Genomic DNA, 15,804 nt, shown 5'->3' on the forward strand with positions numbered 1-15,804 from the left:
GTTGGTTACACAGACGTAAAAAGTTAATTTGTAAAAAGCACTTAGCGCTTTTATACTATTATAGAATTAATATTATAATATTATCAATTAGTTGAGCGTATCGGATCGAACTAAAATATAAAACAACCTCCGAAATAGAAAGATTTTTGTAATAATGGAAACCAAAGAAAAAATAAGCGTCCTGTATGTAGATGATGAGATCAACAACCTCAATTCATTCAAGGCTGCGTTTAGAAGAGATTTTAACATTCTGATCGCTACATCAGGAAGGGAAGGCTTGGAGCTGCTGAAACATAATGTAGTGCACGTGATCATTACGGACCAGCGCATGCCCGAAATGACAGGGGTTGACTTCCTGATAGAAGTGTTAAAGGATTATGCAGAGCCTGTCCGCATTCTGTTAACAGGCTATACCGACGTATCAGCCGTGATTGATGCAGTGAACAAGGGCCACATCTACTATTATCTCAACAAGCCGTGGGATGAAGCCCAGCTGCGAATCATCATCAAAAATGCACACGAGATTTTTTACCTGCGGGAGAAGAACAAGGAACTCATTGAAAAGCTGATCGAAGTGAATGGTCAGCTGGAATTCCTGCTCAGGCAAAACCTGCTTTCATAGCAGGTTGCAACATTCATTTTCTTCTGAAACTGATATTCCTTCTTGATAATTGCGCGTGCCCGAACTGTTTCAACAGGTTCAGCACAGCTGAAAATCCGGCAGTAATAAATATTGCCAGGAAAAGAATAACTGCGAATACCAGGTTGCCTATTGCTTTCAGAAATATGATAAAGTCCATCTGCTTATGTGTTTAGTGGGTGTTTGCGGTTGATATGTTAAAATCATACCAGCGTGAAAAAACGGCCCTGAAAACCTTATGACGTGATGCATTGGTATCCTTTTTGCTTACTGTAATATAAAAAGTGACCAAAAATTCATCAAACCGATTCAATCATGAAAAAGATATTGGCAGTAGGAGCAATTTCAGGCGTTGTGTTGTATGTTTTCTTCAACAAATTTTTCAGACAGATGGAAAGAAATTTCGGCGCTGAAAAAAAACAGGATGAACTTACCGGGAATAACAAAACTGAAGGGTATTTTTACCACCAAAGCGAACTGGCCACGGATGGCACAGCAGGACAGCTTGCGTCAAGCATTAATAATTAAAAAGGCCTGATTACCAGGCAAATCAAGCATAAATACTCTACCTGGATAATGTGGCGGACAGTCTACCTACAATGCATTTTTTTACTTTTAGCTGGATTGTTCGCTGCATGCGAAGGGCCAAGTCCCTTCGAGCCCCCCATTAAAGAGCCCATTGGAGAACCTGGCGAAGAGCCGGAACCCATCGACACCAGCGGCATTGACACCACGGGACATTCGAATCCCGGCCCCGTCATTATTGATACATTAAAGCCGCGTAACAGCAATCGGTTTTTGGCCTTGTCCAAAGGCTTCGGCACTGCCAACATTTACAGCGAATCAGAGCTCGGCATTATCACCGGCACTTACAAGCAGGCACCGGACTACAAAGGGGGCACTGCGAACCTCAATTATTCTTTCATCGCCCCACAAAACGACACACTTAAATATCGCCCGTTTGTGCTCTTCCTCCATGAAGGCGCATTTATTTATGGTGATCTCGGTAGCGAAATGGGGAAAGCCAGGTCCATGGCCAGGAAAGGTTATGCAGCGGCTGCTATCAACTACCGCCTTGGATTTGAGGGCGGGAGCCAAACGAATACCTGCGGCGGCAATAATAAGGAAGTAATTCAGGCTCTTTATCGCGGTGTTCAGGATACGTATACAGCATTACACTACTTTGCTGATAAGTCCGACGAGTTTGGAATAGACCCTGGTCAGATGATGCTGGCGGGAAGCAGTGCAGGTTCAATGATTATTTCTGCCCTGGTTTATATGGATGAGGCCGATTTTGAGGCTTTACAACCTGGAATTACAAAAACGCTAGGACGGTTGGATCCTGCTACCGGAGGCACCGAGTTTCGCGTTCGTAGTTTGCTTACTTATATGGGTTACTCTGTTTTCAAGACAACTTATGTTAACAGATCCAATGCGAAGCCAACCGTATTTTTTCAGGGAACCAGCGACAGTGTGCTGCCTTATATACAAGGTAATTTATTCTCATGCGGAAAATACTTGTGGATGCTGGGTGCAAAACCTGCTTCGGAGCGGCTGCATTCATTGAAAGTGCCTTATGACCTCAATTATCAGCCGGGAAAAGGCCATATTCTGTCTTACTCCCAGGAATATATCGCCAACCGTTACGCCCAATTCATGAAGCGGTTCTGGTCCGGAGACTTGCGGCAAACGACCGTCGAGGACATGAAAACCATTCAGGATATCAAACTTCCCTGATATCCGTTATCGTTTTTTCATGAAGGGCAGGAATTGTTTCAGATAGGTGGACAATTTCAATTCAAGATATTGATAGGATAGGTAAGACGCCACCATTGTCAGGAACAGCGCCAGGAAAAACATGGAAGTGCCGGTACTGTAAACCGGATACCCCAGGCTTTTGAAAAACTGACCTAAAATGACCACAATAGGCATATGTACGAGGTAAACCGAAAACGACATATCGCCGATTCTAACAAGCCAGTCGGGAAAGTTAATCGGGCGGCGCGCATTATAAAAGATGAATGCGGTGAAAAGCAGACTCGACCCAAATCCCCATTGTGAAGGCCCCAAGCCACCAAAGAAGCCCGACCAGTACTGCCATAATGCAAGGGAAACGAACAGAAACACAAGCCAGACCCTTGCAAACGCGGATGCGAGAATAGGAAACAGTTTTTCGTTCGTATAAATGAGGCCGATAATGACGCCATATACAAAATTCCAGATAATAGGATTGGTGATCATATTCAGGTATCCGCTTCCGTAGTCGGCGGTTCGCTGGGTTTCCAATGTAATGTAACCCAATGTAAGCGGAAGGATGATCAACGTGATGATCACGATCACGAAGAACACATACCATCTGAACCTGGAGAAGAACATGGAAATGGCCACAAGCGCATAAAAATAGATCTCATAATTGAGCGTCCATCCAACCGGAAGAAAGGCATATCCGTAAAATGGCGGATCGGTATGCGTGACCGGGATGAAAAGTAAGCTCAGGATCACACTTTTAACAGCGCCTGGTTGCAGCCCTACTTTGACCTGGAATAAAAAGTAAAGAAGGGTAATGATCGCATAGGTGGGCCAGATCCGGATAAACCTGCGCGCCATGAATTTATAAACCGAAAGCAGTGAAAATGTGGTGTGTTTGGTAATGTACACCATAATGAACCCGCTGATCACAAAGAACAAGGCAACGCCGGAAGGGCCTGAATTGAAAAAAAAGTCAAGTTCCTGCTTGAAGGGTTCACCTTTTCCGATGACGTCTTTAAGATGGTAAATGGTGACAGTTAGTGCCGCAGCCGCTCTGAGAACCTGTATACTGTTGATCTTGGACTCGAAGGGATTGCTGACCGGCTTTATCTCCTGATTCATTCTGTTAAGTAAAATTTTGCGGTTTGGGATCCGGCTGTAAAGTAAGTTAAAGTTTGCTTCATGTTGTAATTTGTGAGCAGCCGGGCGTGATTTTCCGTGAAACTGTGCATTTCAGGCTCAATCGGCATAATTTTAGTTAATCGCTAGTAAACGTATAGTGCAAAAAGTAATTGAATATGATGGATCAAGCATTAAGTGTTCAGGATCAGATAAATATAGAAGCTCCGTTGAGCAAAGTGTGGGAAATATTGATAGCCCCGAAATACATCAGGCAGTGGGATGAGCTTCCTTCGGATTTCGGCGATTATTACCTGGAACTTGGAAGGGTAATCGACTGGTCGGGCAGGTCGCGGCTGACGGTCACGGCGCACGAGCCTAATGCGCTTCTGAAACTTTCGCTGTACGTGGATAAGTGGGAGCAGTCGCCTGCTGCGTATGACATTGCGTATACATACAGGCTCTCAGAAGATGAAAAGGGCGTTTTGCTGCAAGTGGAAGTTGGCGATTTCGCGGTTTTGACAGACGGGCAGAGTTACTATGATGCTTCTGTAGAGTTCGCAAAAACGGCATTGGAGAAAATCAAAAATCTGGCGGAAAACAGACTTTAATTGCGGGGGTGAGTATATTTGTAGTTATCACCGCCGAAAGTCATGCAACCGAACACCAAACTTTACTATGATACCAACGAAGTAGCCGAAATGGTTGGCTGCGAGCCATCTGCCCTGCGCTTTTGGGAAAAGAAATTTCCACAGCTGAACCCCAAACGGGACGCACGAAACAGGCGCAGATATACGGAGCGCGATATTGAGATCATTAAAAAGATTATGCACCAGCGCGACAAGCAGGGGCGTACGATCAAAGGTGCGCGTGAGCAGATGCGCAGAAAAGAGGAATCGCAGCTGCTGATCCAGCGCTTGATGCGTGTCCGGAAGTTCCTGGTGGAATTGCAGGAGACATTGTAAATTCCCGCCGTTTTAATTTATCCATACCCATGAAATATTTCCTTTTGTTGCTGCTTGGCTGTGCTTCATTTTCATCCTATGCGCAGAAATTTCAGGCATCGGCGATCCGCAAGCACATTGAATTTTTGGCATCGGATGATATGGAAGGAAGAGGAACGGGAAGTTTGGGGGAAATCCGGTCGGCGAACTACATTGCCACGATGTTCGGGGAACTGGGCCTGAAACCTGCTGGAACGGATGCCGGTTTCTTTCAGCCATTTCAGGTAAAATATGCCATTGAAGGCAACTTACACCAGGTTACAGCCCGCAATGTTGCGGGATTTTTAGATAATGGTGCCAGGAAAACAATCGTTATCGGCGCGCATTACGATCATTTGGGAAAAGGTTTTCAGGGAAGTTCGCTCACGCCGGATAGTCGCAACAAAATCCATAATGGTGCGGACGACAATGCTTCCGGTACAACGGGACTGCTTGAACTGGCAAGGCATTTTGCAAAAAACAACATTACTGAAAAGCATAATTACCTCTTTTTGGCATTTTCGGGCGAGGAGCTAGGGCTTATCGGTTCCAAGTATTTTACAGAAAATCCGACCATCCCGCTTGCGTCCGTTTCCTGCATGATCAATATGGATATGATCGGAAGGCTCAGCGATGAAAAAGGGATCATTGTATCGGGTTGGGGGACAAGCCCGGTCTGGGGAAAGCTGATTCCTGATCTTGTCAAGGCGCAGAATCTGAAATATACGGTTGATTCCTCTGGCGTAGGCGCATCGGATCACACTTCATTTTATTTGAAAAATATTCCTGTTGTGCAGTTCTTTACAGGCGGTCATGGCGATTATCATAAGGTTAGCGATGACATTGAGCGCATTAATTTTGAAGGTGAGGCCAAAATCCTGACCATTATTGCTGGTCTGCTGGAAAACATAGATAAAGAAACAACGGATCCACAGTTTATAACAGCCGACAATCCGCATACAGGCAACAAAACATCTGATTTCAAGGTAACCTTGGGCGTGATGCCGGATTACAGCTATTCGGGCAAAGGCCTGAAAATCGACGGCGTTTCCAAAGCCCGTCCAGCCGAAAATGCCGGGATACAGGCTGGTGACATCATTACTAAGCTTGCCGGTAAAGAGATAACATCTATTTACGATTACATGGAAGTGCTCGGCAAGCATGAAAAGGGAGAAAAAGTGGACGCAGAATTCTTACGTGGATCCGAAACGAAAAAGGTTTCAATCACTTTCTAACTGATCATCGCCCCGCGTTTTCCCAGCTCAATAGCCTCCATCTGGCTGATCAATCCTTCGTGTATATTGAACCGCAGCAGCGTGCGGAATTTATGAAAACCTTCCCGCCCTGCCGCGCCGGGGTTAATGTAAAGCATATTGTTCAATGCTTTGTCGCGTATCACCCGCAGGATGTGCGAATGCCCGCACACAAAAATATCAGGAGTTTGTGATTTCAGTTCCGGCATGACCATCGGGTTGTAACGCGGAGGCGCGCCGCCAATGTGCGTGATCCAGACCCGGAACCCTTCCAGCTCAAAATGCAGGTTTTCCACTGTCCTCGCCCGGATATCATTGTTATCAATGTTCCCAAAAACAATGCGGCAGGGCTTGAACACTTCCAGCTGCTCAATGATCTTTACCGATCCGATATCTCCTGCATGCCATATCTCATCACAATTTTTAAAATGATCAAAGACCCGTTCGTCCAGATAGCCGTGTGTGTCTGATATTAAGCCAATTGTTTTCATTCTGTTTAAATAAATATCAATTCAGTGCAAACATTCCCCGCATTTTGTAACCGCAAAATAAATTAATTTATTTTTCTTGAAGATTAAAGTAACTTATATATAACCTTTTCATATATTAGGTTTCAAATCTTAATTAAAGTTAATTTTTTATTAACATCTTATAAAACGGCTTTCAAACTAATTTATTAGTTGTAAAGTTGCAGCACTTTCTATATTATTGCGTATTGTAATTTATCAGTTACATACTTCGACTCATCTAACCACGAATGGCCTTGAAAAAAATCCTACTTCTGTTCTATTTATGTCTTCACCTGGCGGTTGTGCATGCACAGACCGGGGGACGTTTCACGCTGAAAGGTGTAGTCACAGACACCTCTGGCGCAACCCTGCCCGAAGCTACGGTGATGCTGCTGCTTCCCAAAGATTCATCGCTGGTGAATTTCGGAAGAACCAACAAAGAAGGTGCATTTGAGTTGAAAAACCTGAAACGTGCACAGTACATTTTCAAAGTTTCTTATGTAGGATTTGTTCCTTACCAGGAAACAGTCAATCCCAAGGACGGCGATGTGACGGACCTGGGCAGGATGAAAATGAAAGTGCTGCAACAAGAACTCTATGAAATCGTGATCAAAACGGCCCGTGCGCCATTGAGTATCAGAGGCGATACCGTGGAGTTTGATGCCCGCGCGTTTAAAGTGCCGCCTGGATCGACGGTAGAAGATTTGCTGCGCAAGTTGCCGGGTATGCAGGTGGATGCCGACGGGAACATTAAAGCTCAGGGCGAAGAAGTGAAACGTGTAACCGTCGACGGTAAGCGCTTCTTCGGCGATGATCCTAAAATGGCGACCAAAAATCTGCCGGCCGAAGCCATCAATAAAGTCCAGGTTTTCAATGGTAAAACGGAACAGTCCAAAGTAACTGGTGTGGACGATGGGAAACGGGAGAAGACGGTTAACCTCGAATTGAAAGACAGCCATAAAAAGGGCGGTTTCGGAAAGGCGATCGCCGGTGTGGGAACCGATAAGCGTCTGGAAGGAAAAGTGAGCTATAACCGCTTTAACGACAAGCAGCAGTTTGCGCTCCTTGGTTTCGGGAACAATACGAACCAATCGGGCATTGCCAGGAACGATTACCAGGATTTCAAGGGAAGCCAGTCATTCAACTGGGGCGATGACGGGGATTTTGGTTTCAACAGCGGCCGTTATTACGGAGGCGATGAAATCACCATTCAGCCCAACTGGGGCGGAGGTGGATCGGAAGGTTTTACAAAGAACTTTGCGGGCGGCGCCAACTATAATTATGACGACAAAAAAACAAAGCTTAGCACCAGCTATTTTTATAACCAGACAAAGGCGATCATGGATGTGGAGTCGCGCACGGAGAATTTCCTGACCAACGATTCTTACAGCTCGATCGCCAATTCCAAAACAATCGGATTTACAGGAAACCATCGTCCAAGCCTGCGGTTTGAAAAGAACATTGATTCGCTGAACACCATTATCCTGATCAGCAATTCCCGGATCAACTCAGGGGATGACAGCTTTAACAGTTTCCAGCAGTCGTTCCTGAATGAGGGAAATGCTACTAACCAGTCAACCGTGCGAAATGTAAGCGAATACAGCTCTTTCGCGATGGCTAACCTGCTCATCTATCGCCATAAGTTTAAGAAGAAAGGACGGAATTTTGCGGCTAGCGTTGCTTACAACGTCAACAATGGCGACGAGAACAAAAACCTGAGATCGGACAATATTTTCTTCCAGGATTCGACGCGGAACAGCATTATCAACCAGCTGAATGAGACCGAAAGCTCGCGCGGCAACTTTAAAGGCAGTTTGTCCTATATCGAGCCTTTTGCCAAGAAATTCTTTTGGGAGACATTCTACAATTACAGCATGCGGAAGGACAAAGTAGACCGCGATGTATTCAACGTTTCGGGCACCGAGCGCGAGGTTAACCCTTTTCTGACCCGTTTTTATTCCAACGATTTCACCTATAACCGCATTGGGACCAGCGTGCGTTACTCGAACAAAGGATTCAATGTCGCTGCCGGGCTTGCCGGTGTGCAGTTCGAGCTCAGAGGAAAATTTGCTGCGGACAAAGCTGCCGCCGATTTTATGCGGGTCAGTAAAAGCTATTTCACCTTTGTGCCTAATGTGTCAATCAATTATGACCTTAAAAACAACCGCTATATCTACGCGGAATATGGTTTGAATGTTCGCGAGCCCTCCATTACCGACTTGCAGCCTATCATTGACAACAGCAACCCGCTGTTCATCACGGAAGGAAATCCGGACCTGATTCCGTCGTCGTCACACAGCGTTTATGCGGGTTATAATATGTTCAATCCGGCTACATTCATGAATGTGTATATCGGTCTTTCGTACAATTATAATGTGAACCAGATCGTCTACAACCGCACGGTGAATGTCGAGAACCTGATCACAACTACAAAGCCGATCAACGTTTCAGGCGGTTACAGTTACGGCACTTATGGCGGATTCGGGTTTCCGTTGAAGAAAACAAAGGCTACGATGAACCTGAATGCGAGCGTCAATCTGAACAACAACATTACCTACATTAACAACGTTGAAAACGAAACAAATACAAATAGCTACAATTTCGGAACGCGCCTGGACCTGACGCCTAGCGATGCATTTACATTCTATGGAAATGCCAACTGGGGTTTCAGTAACTCGGAATATTCTATCAATACGAATCAGAACCAGAAGATCTTCAATGCGACTTACGGCGCTGATGTGAATGCGAAAGGGCCGAGAGACATTTATTTCAATGCACGTTTCAATTACAGGATTTATAAAAATGACCAGTTTGGCTTTGATCAAAAACTGCCGATCCTCAACTTGTCTGTTTATAAGATTATTTTGAAAAGTAAAAAAGGCGAGATCCGGCTTACTGCCAATGACGTGTTCAAGAAAAACCTGGGAATCACCCAAAATGTCAACCAGAACTATTATACTGAACGAAAAGTGGCGACATTGTCCCGGTATTTCATGCTGAGCTTTACGTATAATATGCGCGGTGTAACGGCTTCTGTGAAACGCAATAACTTTTAAAACAGACGATCACCTATGAAATCAGCTAGCTTACTCATATTCATGTTGCTGGGATTTGCTGCAACGGCGCAGAAAACCTCGGGCGAAATCAGTTACGAACGCGTGAAAACCTGGTCACGGATCAACAACCGGATGACCTTTTTAAGCAAGGAAGAGAAGGAACGTGCGGCTACGACATGGGCAAACAATGATGAGCAGAAACAGGATTTTGTCCTGCTGTTCAATGAAAAACAAAGCTATTACAGCTATCCGGCGAAAGAAGACCTGTCCGAAGGCGGCTATTCGTGGCAGAAAGATGAGTACAAAATATACCGGGATTTTGAAAAGGAAAAACGGACGGACATCATTGCTATGCTGGGCAAAACTTACATTCTCGAAGATTCGCTGAAAGTGCCCAAATGGAAGGTCATGAATAAGATCAAGGAAATCGCAGGCTATATGTGCATGATGGCCGTGACCGAGGATACAACGAAAGGTCAGAAAATCACAGCCTGGTTTGCAGACAACATTCCCGTTTCCGCTGGTCCGGAGCTTTATTCTGGTTTGCCCGGCCTGATCCTTGAACTGGATATTAATGAAGGCGACGTGGTCATTACGGCCAAGGAAGTGAAATTGAGAGAGGTGAAAGGTGAAGAAATGGCGCTACCCAAGAAGATGAAAGGAAAAAAGCTGGATACACTAAAATACGAACAGTTGGTTGCTGAGCATATTCGTGACAGCATGAAAGCACACCGCAATCCATACTGGTCCATGCCATATTAGTTTTTAATTAGAATTATCCAAAAAGCGTAAAAAGGGAAGATTGTCTGGAACAATCTTCCCTTTTTTTGTACCTTTGCGACCTGAAACGGGCAGGGCCTGCTTTTGTTTGGCTCGATATTTTTAGAAAATTTCCTAACGTACCGATTTTTATACTTAACACTGTTGATTTAATTAACCACCCTTTATTATGAAACAAACGATTTTGGCCGTTGCCATGCTTTTTATTCTTGGCTCCTGCGCGAGCAAGAAAAAAATGCTGTCTGCACAGAAACAAGCCAGTGAAATCCAGATCCAACTTGACAAAGCGCGTGCTGATCTTAACGATTGCGACAGCAGAACTGCTGGATTAAATAATGATTTGAAGGCCAAAAATGATGAGCTTACCAGCAAAAATGCAAAATTGAAAGAGCTGGAAGAACAAGTTGAATTCCTTAAAAAGAACAACAATAATCTGCTTGACCGCATGTCTGATCTGTCGGTTATCAGCAAAGAAGGTTCGGAAAGCATTAAGAAATCACTTGCTATGATGGACGCACAAGGCATGCAGATCCGTGATCTGAATTCCAGCATCCAGAAAAAAGACTCACTTAACATGGCGCTTGTGCTGAACCTGAAACGTTCATTGGCTGATGTTAGTGATGAAGATGTTCAGATTGAAGTGAAAAAAGGCGTTGTATACGTTTCACTTTCAGACAAAATGCTTTTCAAATCGGGAAGCTCTGTGATCAATACACAAGCTGAGTCGGTGTTGAGCAAAGTTGCAAAGATCCTGAATGACTACAAAGAAATCGAAATCCTGATCGAGGGCCACACGGATAATGTGCCTATCGCAACAGATAGAGTGGCTGACAACTGGGATCTTAGCGTATTGCGTGCTACGTCAGTTGCCCGTACGCTTCAAAAGAAATATGGTGTAGAGCCAGTTCGTATGATTGCTGGTGGCCGTGGCGAATATCTACCCAAAGTGGCAAATGATTCGGCACCTAACCGCAGCCTGAACCGTCGCACGGAAATTATCATTACGCCGAAATTGGATCAATTCTTTAACCTTTACACGCCTAACGCTGGCAAGTAATAGTTGGATTGTTTTATTTTTAGAGCCCGTCCGGTACGACGGGCTCTTTTTTTATAAATTCTGAGTACTTTGACCCATCAAATGACCTTTAAAACAAATCCTTCAAATGTCTGATACTGTACCAAACAGGGAAACAATTGAGGCGGCGCACAAGCTTATCGCGCCATACATTCACCACACGCCCGTTCTCACTTCCAGCTTCCTGAATGATCTGTGTAAAGCAGAGATTTTTTTCAAATGTGAAAACTTGCAGAAAATCGGTGCATTCAAGGCCAGGGGAGGGCTTAATGCTATTCTTTCGCTTTCCCGGGAACAGCTGAAAAATGGAGTGACCACTCATTCAAGTGGAAACCATGCCCAGGCAATTGCGTTTTCGGCGGCAAAAGTGGGGGCGAAGGCATATATTGTTATGCCCGACAATTCTCCTTTGGTGAAGATCAAAGCGGTGGAAGATTACGGTGGGGAAATTACTTTTTGTAAAAATACACCTGAGGAAAGGGAGCGCACAGTGCAGGAAATAACCAAGAAAACGGGTGCAACATTTATTCATCCGTTCAACAACTACGAAGTGATAGCCGGGCAGGCCACCGCAGCGAAGGAATTGATGGAAGACAGCAGCGATAAACTGGACCTTATTTTCGCCCCGGTTGGCGGCGGCGGTTTGCTGAGCGGAACTGCATTGGCAGCACATTATTTTTCTCCGGAAACCAAAGTTTACGCGGGCGAGCCCGAAGGCGCAGCGGACGCAGTGCTTTCATTCAGAAGCGATAAGATCGAAAGAGCGCCTTATATTAAGACCATTGCAGACGGGTTGCTGACCTATCTGGGCGACAAAACATTCCCGATCATTAAGCAGCATGTTACCGATATTCTTACGGTTTCCGATGAAGAGATCATTCAGTCGATGCGCTTTTTGTGGGAGCGGATGAAGCTCGTTGTGGAACCATCGGGTGCAGTGCCGCTCGCTGCGTTCATTAAAAATAAGGGTCAATTCGAAGGGAAAAAAGTAGGGATTATCCTAACCGGTGGAAATGTGGATCTTGGAAAATTGCCATTTTAGCCGCGTTCAGGCGCGACTTTTGTAAGTGATTACAATTTAGTTGCGGTTAAATATGCGGTTAACACTTCATTGCCGTTATTAGTAGAAAATTGCCGCACTCCGGCTTATTAATTTAGATGTTATTTACTCTTAAAGTTAAAGTATGAAAAAGCTGATTTTTTGCTGCCTGGTCGTTTTAATGGGTTCTTGCAAAGATAAAGAAGACGATGTGGAACCAGAAGTTGATTATGCGCCTGAATACGCTGGAAGTTACGGAACGCTGGTTGTGGACGGGCCAACTTCGGTTCAGAATGACTGGGTGATCACGGCAACCGGAAAAAATCAACTGGCGATCGTTTACACCAGAAATATCCACGTTGAAATTGCCGGCACCGAAGTGGATGTGGTTCAGGAATATAATCTGAAAGACGTAAAGACTACCAAGGATTCATTCACGATCAACGAAACGGTGGATGTAAAACAGGACAACGGAAAGCCGTTGAGGCATGTGGTAACGGGCATTGCGACGAGAGCGGCTGGCGCTTCCGGCGTAGCGCAGTTGAATACCAATATAAAACTGGCTGACCCAGACAACGGAAAAACTTCCTACGAAGGTTACCTGGAATTCAAAAAGAAATAAGAAAAACTTGATAAATGAAAAAGCGGTTGGTGATCCCAATCGCTTTTTTCGTTTACAATGCACTATCTGCCGCAAATCCCGACAAAATCACAATACTGGCAAGTGCTCAGGTCAGGCGTTTTGCGGAATGGAACATCGGGATCCAGCAGTACATTCAAAATATCCGTCAAAATCACTTCCGACTTTTCAATAAACTGCCCAGGAGCAAGTTCTTCGGTAAGGTCCAGCGGGTTTGATATCAGGTTCTTAGGATCGCGGAAGGAGTAGAAACCTGACTTTACCGCGTAGTCGCCGAAAGCGTGATTTTTTCCTGCAATTTTCAAACCCTGCTCATCCAGCATTTTGCGGTACATCAGATATTCATACATCCAAAGCTGCCGCACGTAACCCATTTTCCGGTCCGGATCATTGCGGATCACTTCTTCACGGCGCACAGGATCGGCTAGCTTCTGTTTTCCGGTCAGCTCAACGCTTCCGGTTTTGTAATCCATCACATATAATGTTCCGTCTTCGCTTTGTTCGATACGGTCGATTTTGCCGCCAATGCGCACGGGTGTGTAAGCGCCTTGCAGTATAAGCTGGATTTTGGTGCTTAGTGGTTGTTCTGCCGCAAGGATTTCCCGGCGCGGCCGTTGCGACATCTGATGTTTCAGGAAAACGAGGATCTGATTTTCACCCACCTGATAATAGATCCGGTTAAGGCCCATATCCGTCACATAACCCTTGAATTTATCATCGAATTCTTCCCTTAAAACAGCCTTGATCTGTTCCTCCGAAGGATCTGTTTTTTGAAGAAAAAATTCATTATCCAGCCTTTCCAGCGAGGCGTGCAGCCAGGTCCCGATCTTGTCCATGCCGAGCTCTTCCTCCACCTCTTCCTTCTCCTTCACGCCCACAATGTGTTTTAGATAAAACTGCATGGAACAGCGGATGAATTCATTCAAATGTGTAGGGAAAATGCCCTTACCAGCCAGATAGTTCCGGATGACGGCCAGCATGGCCTCGTCCTTATGCACAACCTCATCCAGCTCGTCCTGCTTCCGGCTTTCCAGCACAACGGTTTTATTCTCGATACGGATCAGCGGATTATACTGCGACAGCTCATATTCCACCTGCCGGATGAACCGGCTTTTTTCACCGCCGCCGGGCGCATCATTGGTGCTGGTATAAAGCATATGCACCTCTTTTGCACGCTGCAAAAGCCTGTAAAAATGATAAGACATGACCGCTTCCTGATGCTGGTGCGTAGGCAATCCAACGGCCTGTGCAGCGTCGTACGGAATAAGTGAGTTTTGCCTTTTTGCCTGCGGAATCATTCCTTCATTCACCGAAAGAATGATAATGCGCTCAAAATCAAGCGCACGGGTTTCGAGCATTCCCATGATTTGCAGATTGCTCACCGGTTCGCCGCTGAAAGGGATTTTGGTCTGGCGGATCAACTCAAACATAAACGAACGCAATGTCCGTAAGGTGATCAGCTCCGATTTTTCCTCGATCGTCTGTTCAAATTGTTTGAGTAGTGTATAAAAAAGATAGAGATATTCTGTTTCCAGGGCATTTTTGTAATCCTTATACACTTCCCGGAGCAGTTCAATCAGCTGGTAGAAAGTCTGGATAACCTGCCGGGAATTGTTTTTCTGCCAATGTGTGAACAGGATTTTGAACAGTGGATGACTATCACTCAGCGCCATCAGGTCCTCGGGGCTCAGGAACACCTGATTGCCGCTGGTTATTGCCCAAAGCGTTTTCTGAATGATCGTTTGCCCGCCGCTCAGCGGTTTCAGCGCCACATATTCATAATGTCTGATAAAAGGGTGGTTAAGGACCTTATTGATCGATTTATGCCCGAATTTCGGGATCCGGATCAGTTGTCCTTTTTTATTTTTAAATTCAACAACATTCTGTTGAAGCTCAAAAATGCTGTCTATCAATGTATAAAGCAGCGAGTTACGCATAGAGAGGCCCATGGTAACATTCAAGTCGCTCACGCTTTCGTCCAGCGAATACAGCATGGGCGAAAGCAGGTTTTCGTCCGCGAGCACAATGGCCGTGGGAATAGCATCGCCCTGGGCATCCAGCTCCCGCATTTGCTTGTAAAGTTGTCCGGCAACCTTGGTCTGCAATGTTGCATTGGGCACGCCGTAAATGGTAATGTGCTTTTCAGACGACATTAAATGGTCCGTAGTCCAGCTCCAAGTGCCAAATGCATTGCTTTTCTGATATTCCCTCAAACTCTTTCCCGCTTCAACGCCTGCATTTTCAGACATATAGTAACGATCCGTATCCCAAAGCACTTCCGCTTTCTTAGCTTTGATCAATGCGCTGACAATCACTTTTTCGGACTCTGTGAATGCATTGAAACCGGCAAAATAGAGTTTTTCAAAATCACTTTTTTCAACCAAAATCCCTTCGACATCTTCTGCCACCTCGCGGTAAGCCATGCCGCGGTATGCCTTGCCTTTGGCCAGCAAGCGGCTGCGAAATGAAATGTAGACCCTGTTTATATTGTCAAAAAGCGAAAAATATTGCTTTGTTCCGCCTTCTGTTTGAAGCGTTTTTCCGGCAGGCATGCTTTCCTGCCAGCGCGTGATCGCATGCGCTTCTGTAAGATAATCAAACAGATAGGAGGTTTTTACTAGATACTGGTCAATGCGGTCGAGGTCATTGAGCAGCACAGAAGCCCAGCCCATGAAGCGATCAAATTGCACATCGGGATCGATCTCCTGGAATGTTTCATAAAGATCAAACAGCAAATGCACCGGATCTTCAATTTCCAGCGTAGACATGCTTTCAACGAAGTCGTCCACGGCAACCACATTCGGGCTCACAATGGCTTCCGTCGTTTCCTTTGCCAGTTCCTGCATCAGAAAAAAGGCTGCCCGGCGCGTGGGCACAATGATATTTACCCTCTCCAGCGTTGCATGGTTACCAAGAATGTGTTTTGCAACAAGATTAAGAAAGGATTGCATGCGAATGTGT

The 15,804-nt window shown here is 45.3% G+C and carries 15 protein-coding genes; 11 read left to right on the plus strand and 4 right to left on the minus strand.

Annotation, left to right across the window (positions count from 1 at the left end; translation table 11 throughout):
- Positions 1-154 precede the first annotated feature (154 nt).
- A complete protein-coding gene (locus G395_RS0110575; RefSeq protein WP_026630021.1) occupies positions 155-622 on the plus strand; it encodes a response regulator in 468 nt (155 codons plus the stop codon).
- A gap of 13 nt (positions 623-635) precedes the next feature.
- Here G395_RS0110575 and G395_RS32040 read toward each other — a convergent pair whose 3' ends face one another.
- Positions 636-800, minus strand: coding sequence for a hypothetical protein (locus G395_RS32040; protein ID WP_157486647.1), 165 nt, complete (start codon positions 798-800; stop codon positions 636-638).
- Positions 801-955: 155 nt separating this feature from the next.
- On the opposite strand from G395_RS32040, the gene G395_RS0110585 reads away from it, so the two are divergent.
- Together G395_RS0110585 and G395_RS29145 are read left to right on the plus strand one after the other, a co-directional pair.
- Positions 956-1,168, plus strand: coding sequence for a hypothetical protein (locus tag G395_RS0110585; protein WP_026630022.1), 213 nt, complete (start codon positions 956-958; stop codon positions 1,166-1,168).
- A 96-nt stretch (positions 1,169-1,264) separates the two neighbouring features.
- Positions 1,265-2,377, plus strand: coding sequence for a carboxylesterase family protein (locus tag G395_RS29145; protein ID WP_051350106.1), 1,113 nt, complete (start codon positions 1,265-1,267; stop codon positions 2,375-2,377).
- 6 nt (positions 2,378-2,383) lie between these two features.
- Here the strand turns inward: G395_RS29145 and G395_RS0110595 are convergent, their stop codons facing one another.
- A complete protein-coding gene (locus G395_RS0110595) occupies positions 2,384-3,511 on the minus strand; it encodes an acyltransferase family protein (protein ID WP_051350107.1) in 1,128 nt (375 codons plus the stop codon).
- A 176-nt stretch (positions 3,512-3,687) separates the two neighbouring features.
- On the opposite strand from G395_RS0110595, the gene G395_RS0110605 reads away from it, so the two are divergent.
- Genes G395_RS0110605 through G395_RS0110615 form a run of 3 tightly spaced genes read left to right on the plus strand, consistent with a single transcriptional unit; the run spans position 3,688 to position 5,726 of the window.
- On the plus strand, positions 3,688-4,119 hold the full coding sequence (locus G395_RS0110605) for an SRPBCC family protein (RefSeq protein WP_229204128.1): 432 nt from the start codon (positions 3,688-3,690) through the stop codon (positions 4,117-4,119).
- 42 nt (positions 4,120-4,161) lie between these two features.
- A complete protein-coding gene (locus tag G395_RS0110610; protein ID WP_026630025.1) occupies positions 4,162-4,473 on the plus strand; it encodes a MerR family transcriptional regulator in 312 nt (103 codons plus the stop codon).
- A gap of 29 nt (positions 4,474-4,502) precedes the next feature.
- On the plus strand, positions 4,503-5,726 hold the full coding sequence (locus tag G395_RS0110615) for a M20/M25/M40 family metallo-hydrolase (RefSeq protein WP_026630026.1): 1,224 nt from the start codon (positions 4,503-4,505) through the stop codon (positions 5,724-5,726).
- On the opposite strand, the gene G395_RS0110620 is transcribed toward G395_RS0110615, so the two are convergent.
- Positions 5,723-6,235 (minus strand): metallophosphoesterase family protein, encoded by a 513-nt coding sequence (locus tag G395_RS0110620; RefSeq protein ID WP_026630027.1) that lies wholly within the window; start codon positions 6,233-6,235, stop codon positions 5,723-5,725. The genes G395_RS0110615 and G395_RS0110620 overlap by 4 nt on opposite strands.
- A gap of 266 nt (positions 6,236-6,501) precedes the next feature.
- Between G395_RS0110620 and G395_RS0110625 the strand changes: the two genes are divergently transcribed.
- The 5 genes from G395_RS0110625 (at position 6,502) to G395_RS0110645 (ending at position 12,825) form a co-directional block, all read left to right on the plus strand.
- Positions 6,502-9,309 (plus strand): outer membrane beta-barrel family protein, encoded by a 2,808-nt coding sequence (locus tag G395_RS0110625; protein WP_229204129.1) that lies wholly within the window; start codon positions 6,502-6,504, stop codon positions 9,307-9,309.
- A 15-nt stretch (positions 9,310-9,324) separates the two neighbouring features.
- Positions 9,325-10,071 carry a GLPGLI family protein gene (locus tag G395_RS0110630; protein WP_026630029.1) on the plus strand — a complete coding sequence of 249 codons (747 nt, stop codon included), beginning with the start codon at positions 9,325-9,327 and terminating at the stop codon, positions 10,069-10,071.
- Positions 10,072-10,258: 187 nt separating this feature from the next.
- Positions 10,259-11,146, plus strand: a complete 888-nt coding sequence (locus G395_RS0110635; protein ID WP_026630030.1) for an OmpA family protein — start codon at positions 10,259-10,261, stop codon at positions 11,144-11,146.
- Positions 11,147-11,252: 106 nt separating this feature from the next.
- Positions 11,253-12,206: a threonine ammonia-lyase gene (locus G395_RS0110640; protein WP_026630031.1), complete on the plus strand. Its 954-nt coding sequence runs from the start codon at positions 11,253-11,255 to the stop codon at positions 12,204-12,206.
- A 142-nt stretch (positions 12,207-12,348) separates the two neighbouring features.
- Positions 12,349-12,825, plus strand: coding sequence for a hypothetical protein (locus G395_RS0110645; protein ID WP_026630032.1), 477 nt, complete (start codon positions 12,349-12,351; stop codon positions 12,823-12,825).
- Between the two features lie 62 nt (positions 12,826-12,887).
- Here G395_RS0110645 and G395_RS0110650 read toward each other — a convergent pair whose 3' ends face one another.
- Positions 12,888-15,794: a PD-(D/E)XK nuclease family protein gene (locus tag G395_RS0110650; protein ID WP_026630033.1), complete on the minus strand. Its 2,907-nt coding sequence runs from the start codon at positions 15,792-15,794 to the stop codon at positions 12,888-12,890.
- Positions 15,795-15,804: the final 10 nt, after the last annotated feature.

This window comes from Dyadobacter alkalitolerans DSM 23607, assembly GCF_000428845.1.
Taxonomy (GTDB): domain Bacteria; phylum Bacteroidota; class Bacteroidia; order Cytophagales; family Spirosomataceae; genus Dyadobacter; species Dyadobacter alkalitolerans.

What these genes read in the sequence shown, in the direction of transcription:
- G395_RS0110575 (WP_026630021.1), top strand. Translation starts at nt 155, where the DNA reads ATGGAAACCAAAGAAAAAATAAGCGTCCTGTATGTAGATGATGAGATC.
- G395_RS32040 (WP_157486647.1), bottom strand. Translation starts at nt 800, where the DNA reads ATGGACTTTATCATATTTCTGAAAGCAATAGGCAACCTGGTATTCGCA.
- G395_RS0110585 (WP_026630022.1), top strand. Translation starts at nt 956, where the DNA reads ATGAAAAAGATATTGGCAGTAGGAGCAATTTCAGGCGTTGTGTTGTAT.
- G395_RS0110595 (WP_051350107.1), bottom strand. Translation starts at nt 3,511, where the DNA reads ATGAATCAGGAGATAAAGCCGGTCAGCAATCCCTTCGAGTCCAAGATC.
- G395_RS0110605 (WP_229204128.1), top strand. Translation starts at nt 3,688, where the DNA reads ATGATGGATCAAGCATTAAGTGTTCAGGATCAGATAAATATAGAAGCT.
- G395_RS0110610 (WP_026630025.1), top strand. Translation starts at nt 4,162, where the DNA reads ATGCAACCGAACACCAAACTTTACTATGATACCAACGAAGTAGCCGAA.
- G395_RS0110615 (WP_026630026.1), top strand. Translation starts at nt 4,503, where the DNA reads ATGAAATATTTCCTTTTGTTGCTGCTTGGCTGTGCTTCATTTTCATCC.
- G395_RS0110620 (WP_026630027.1), bottom strand. Translation starts at nt 6,235, where the DNA reads ATGAAAACAATTGGCTTAATATCAGACACACACGGCTATCTGGACGAA.
- G395_RS0110625 (WP_229204129.1), top strand. Translation starts at nt 6,502, where the DNA reads ATGGCCTTGAAAAAAATCCTACTTCTGTTCTATTTATGTCTTCACCTG.
- G395_RS0110630 (WP_026630029.1), top strand. Translation starts at nt 9,325, where the DNA reads ATGAAATCAGCTAGCTTACTCATATTCATGTTGCTGGGATTTGCTGCA.
- G395_RS0110635 (WP_026630030.1), top strand. Translation starts at nt 10,259, where the DNA reads ATGAAACAAACGATTTTGGCCGTTGCCATGCTTTTTATTCTTGGCTCC.
- G395_RS0110640 (WP_026630031.1), top strand. Translation starts at nt 11,253, where the DNA reads ATGTCTGATACTGTACCAAACAGGGAAACAATTGAGGCGGCGCACAAG.
- G395_RS0110645 (WP_026630032.1), top strand. Translation starts at nt 12,349, where the DNA reads ATGAAAAAGCTGATTTTTTGCTGCCTGGTCGTTTTAATGGGTTCTTGC.
- G395_RS0110650 (WP_026630033.1), bottom strand. Translation starts at nt 15,794, where the DNA reads ATGCAATCCTTTCTTAATCTTGTTGCAAAACACATTCTTGGTAACCAT.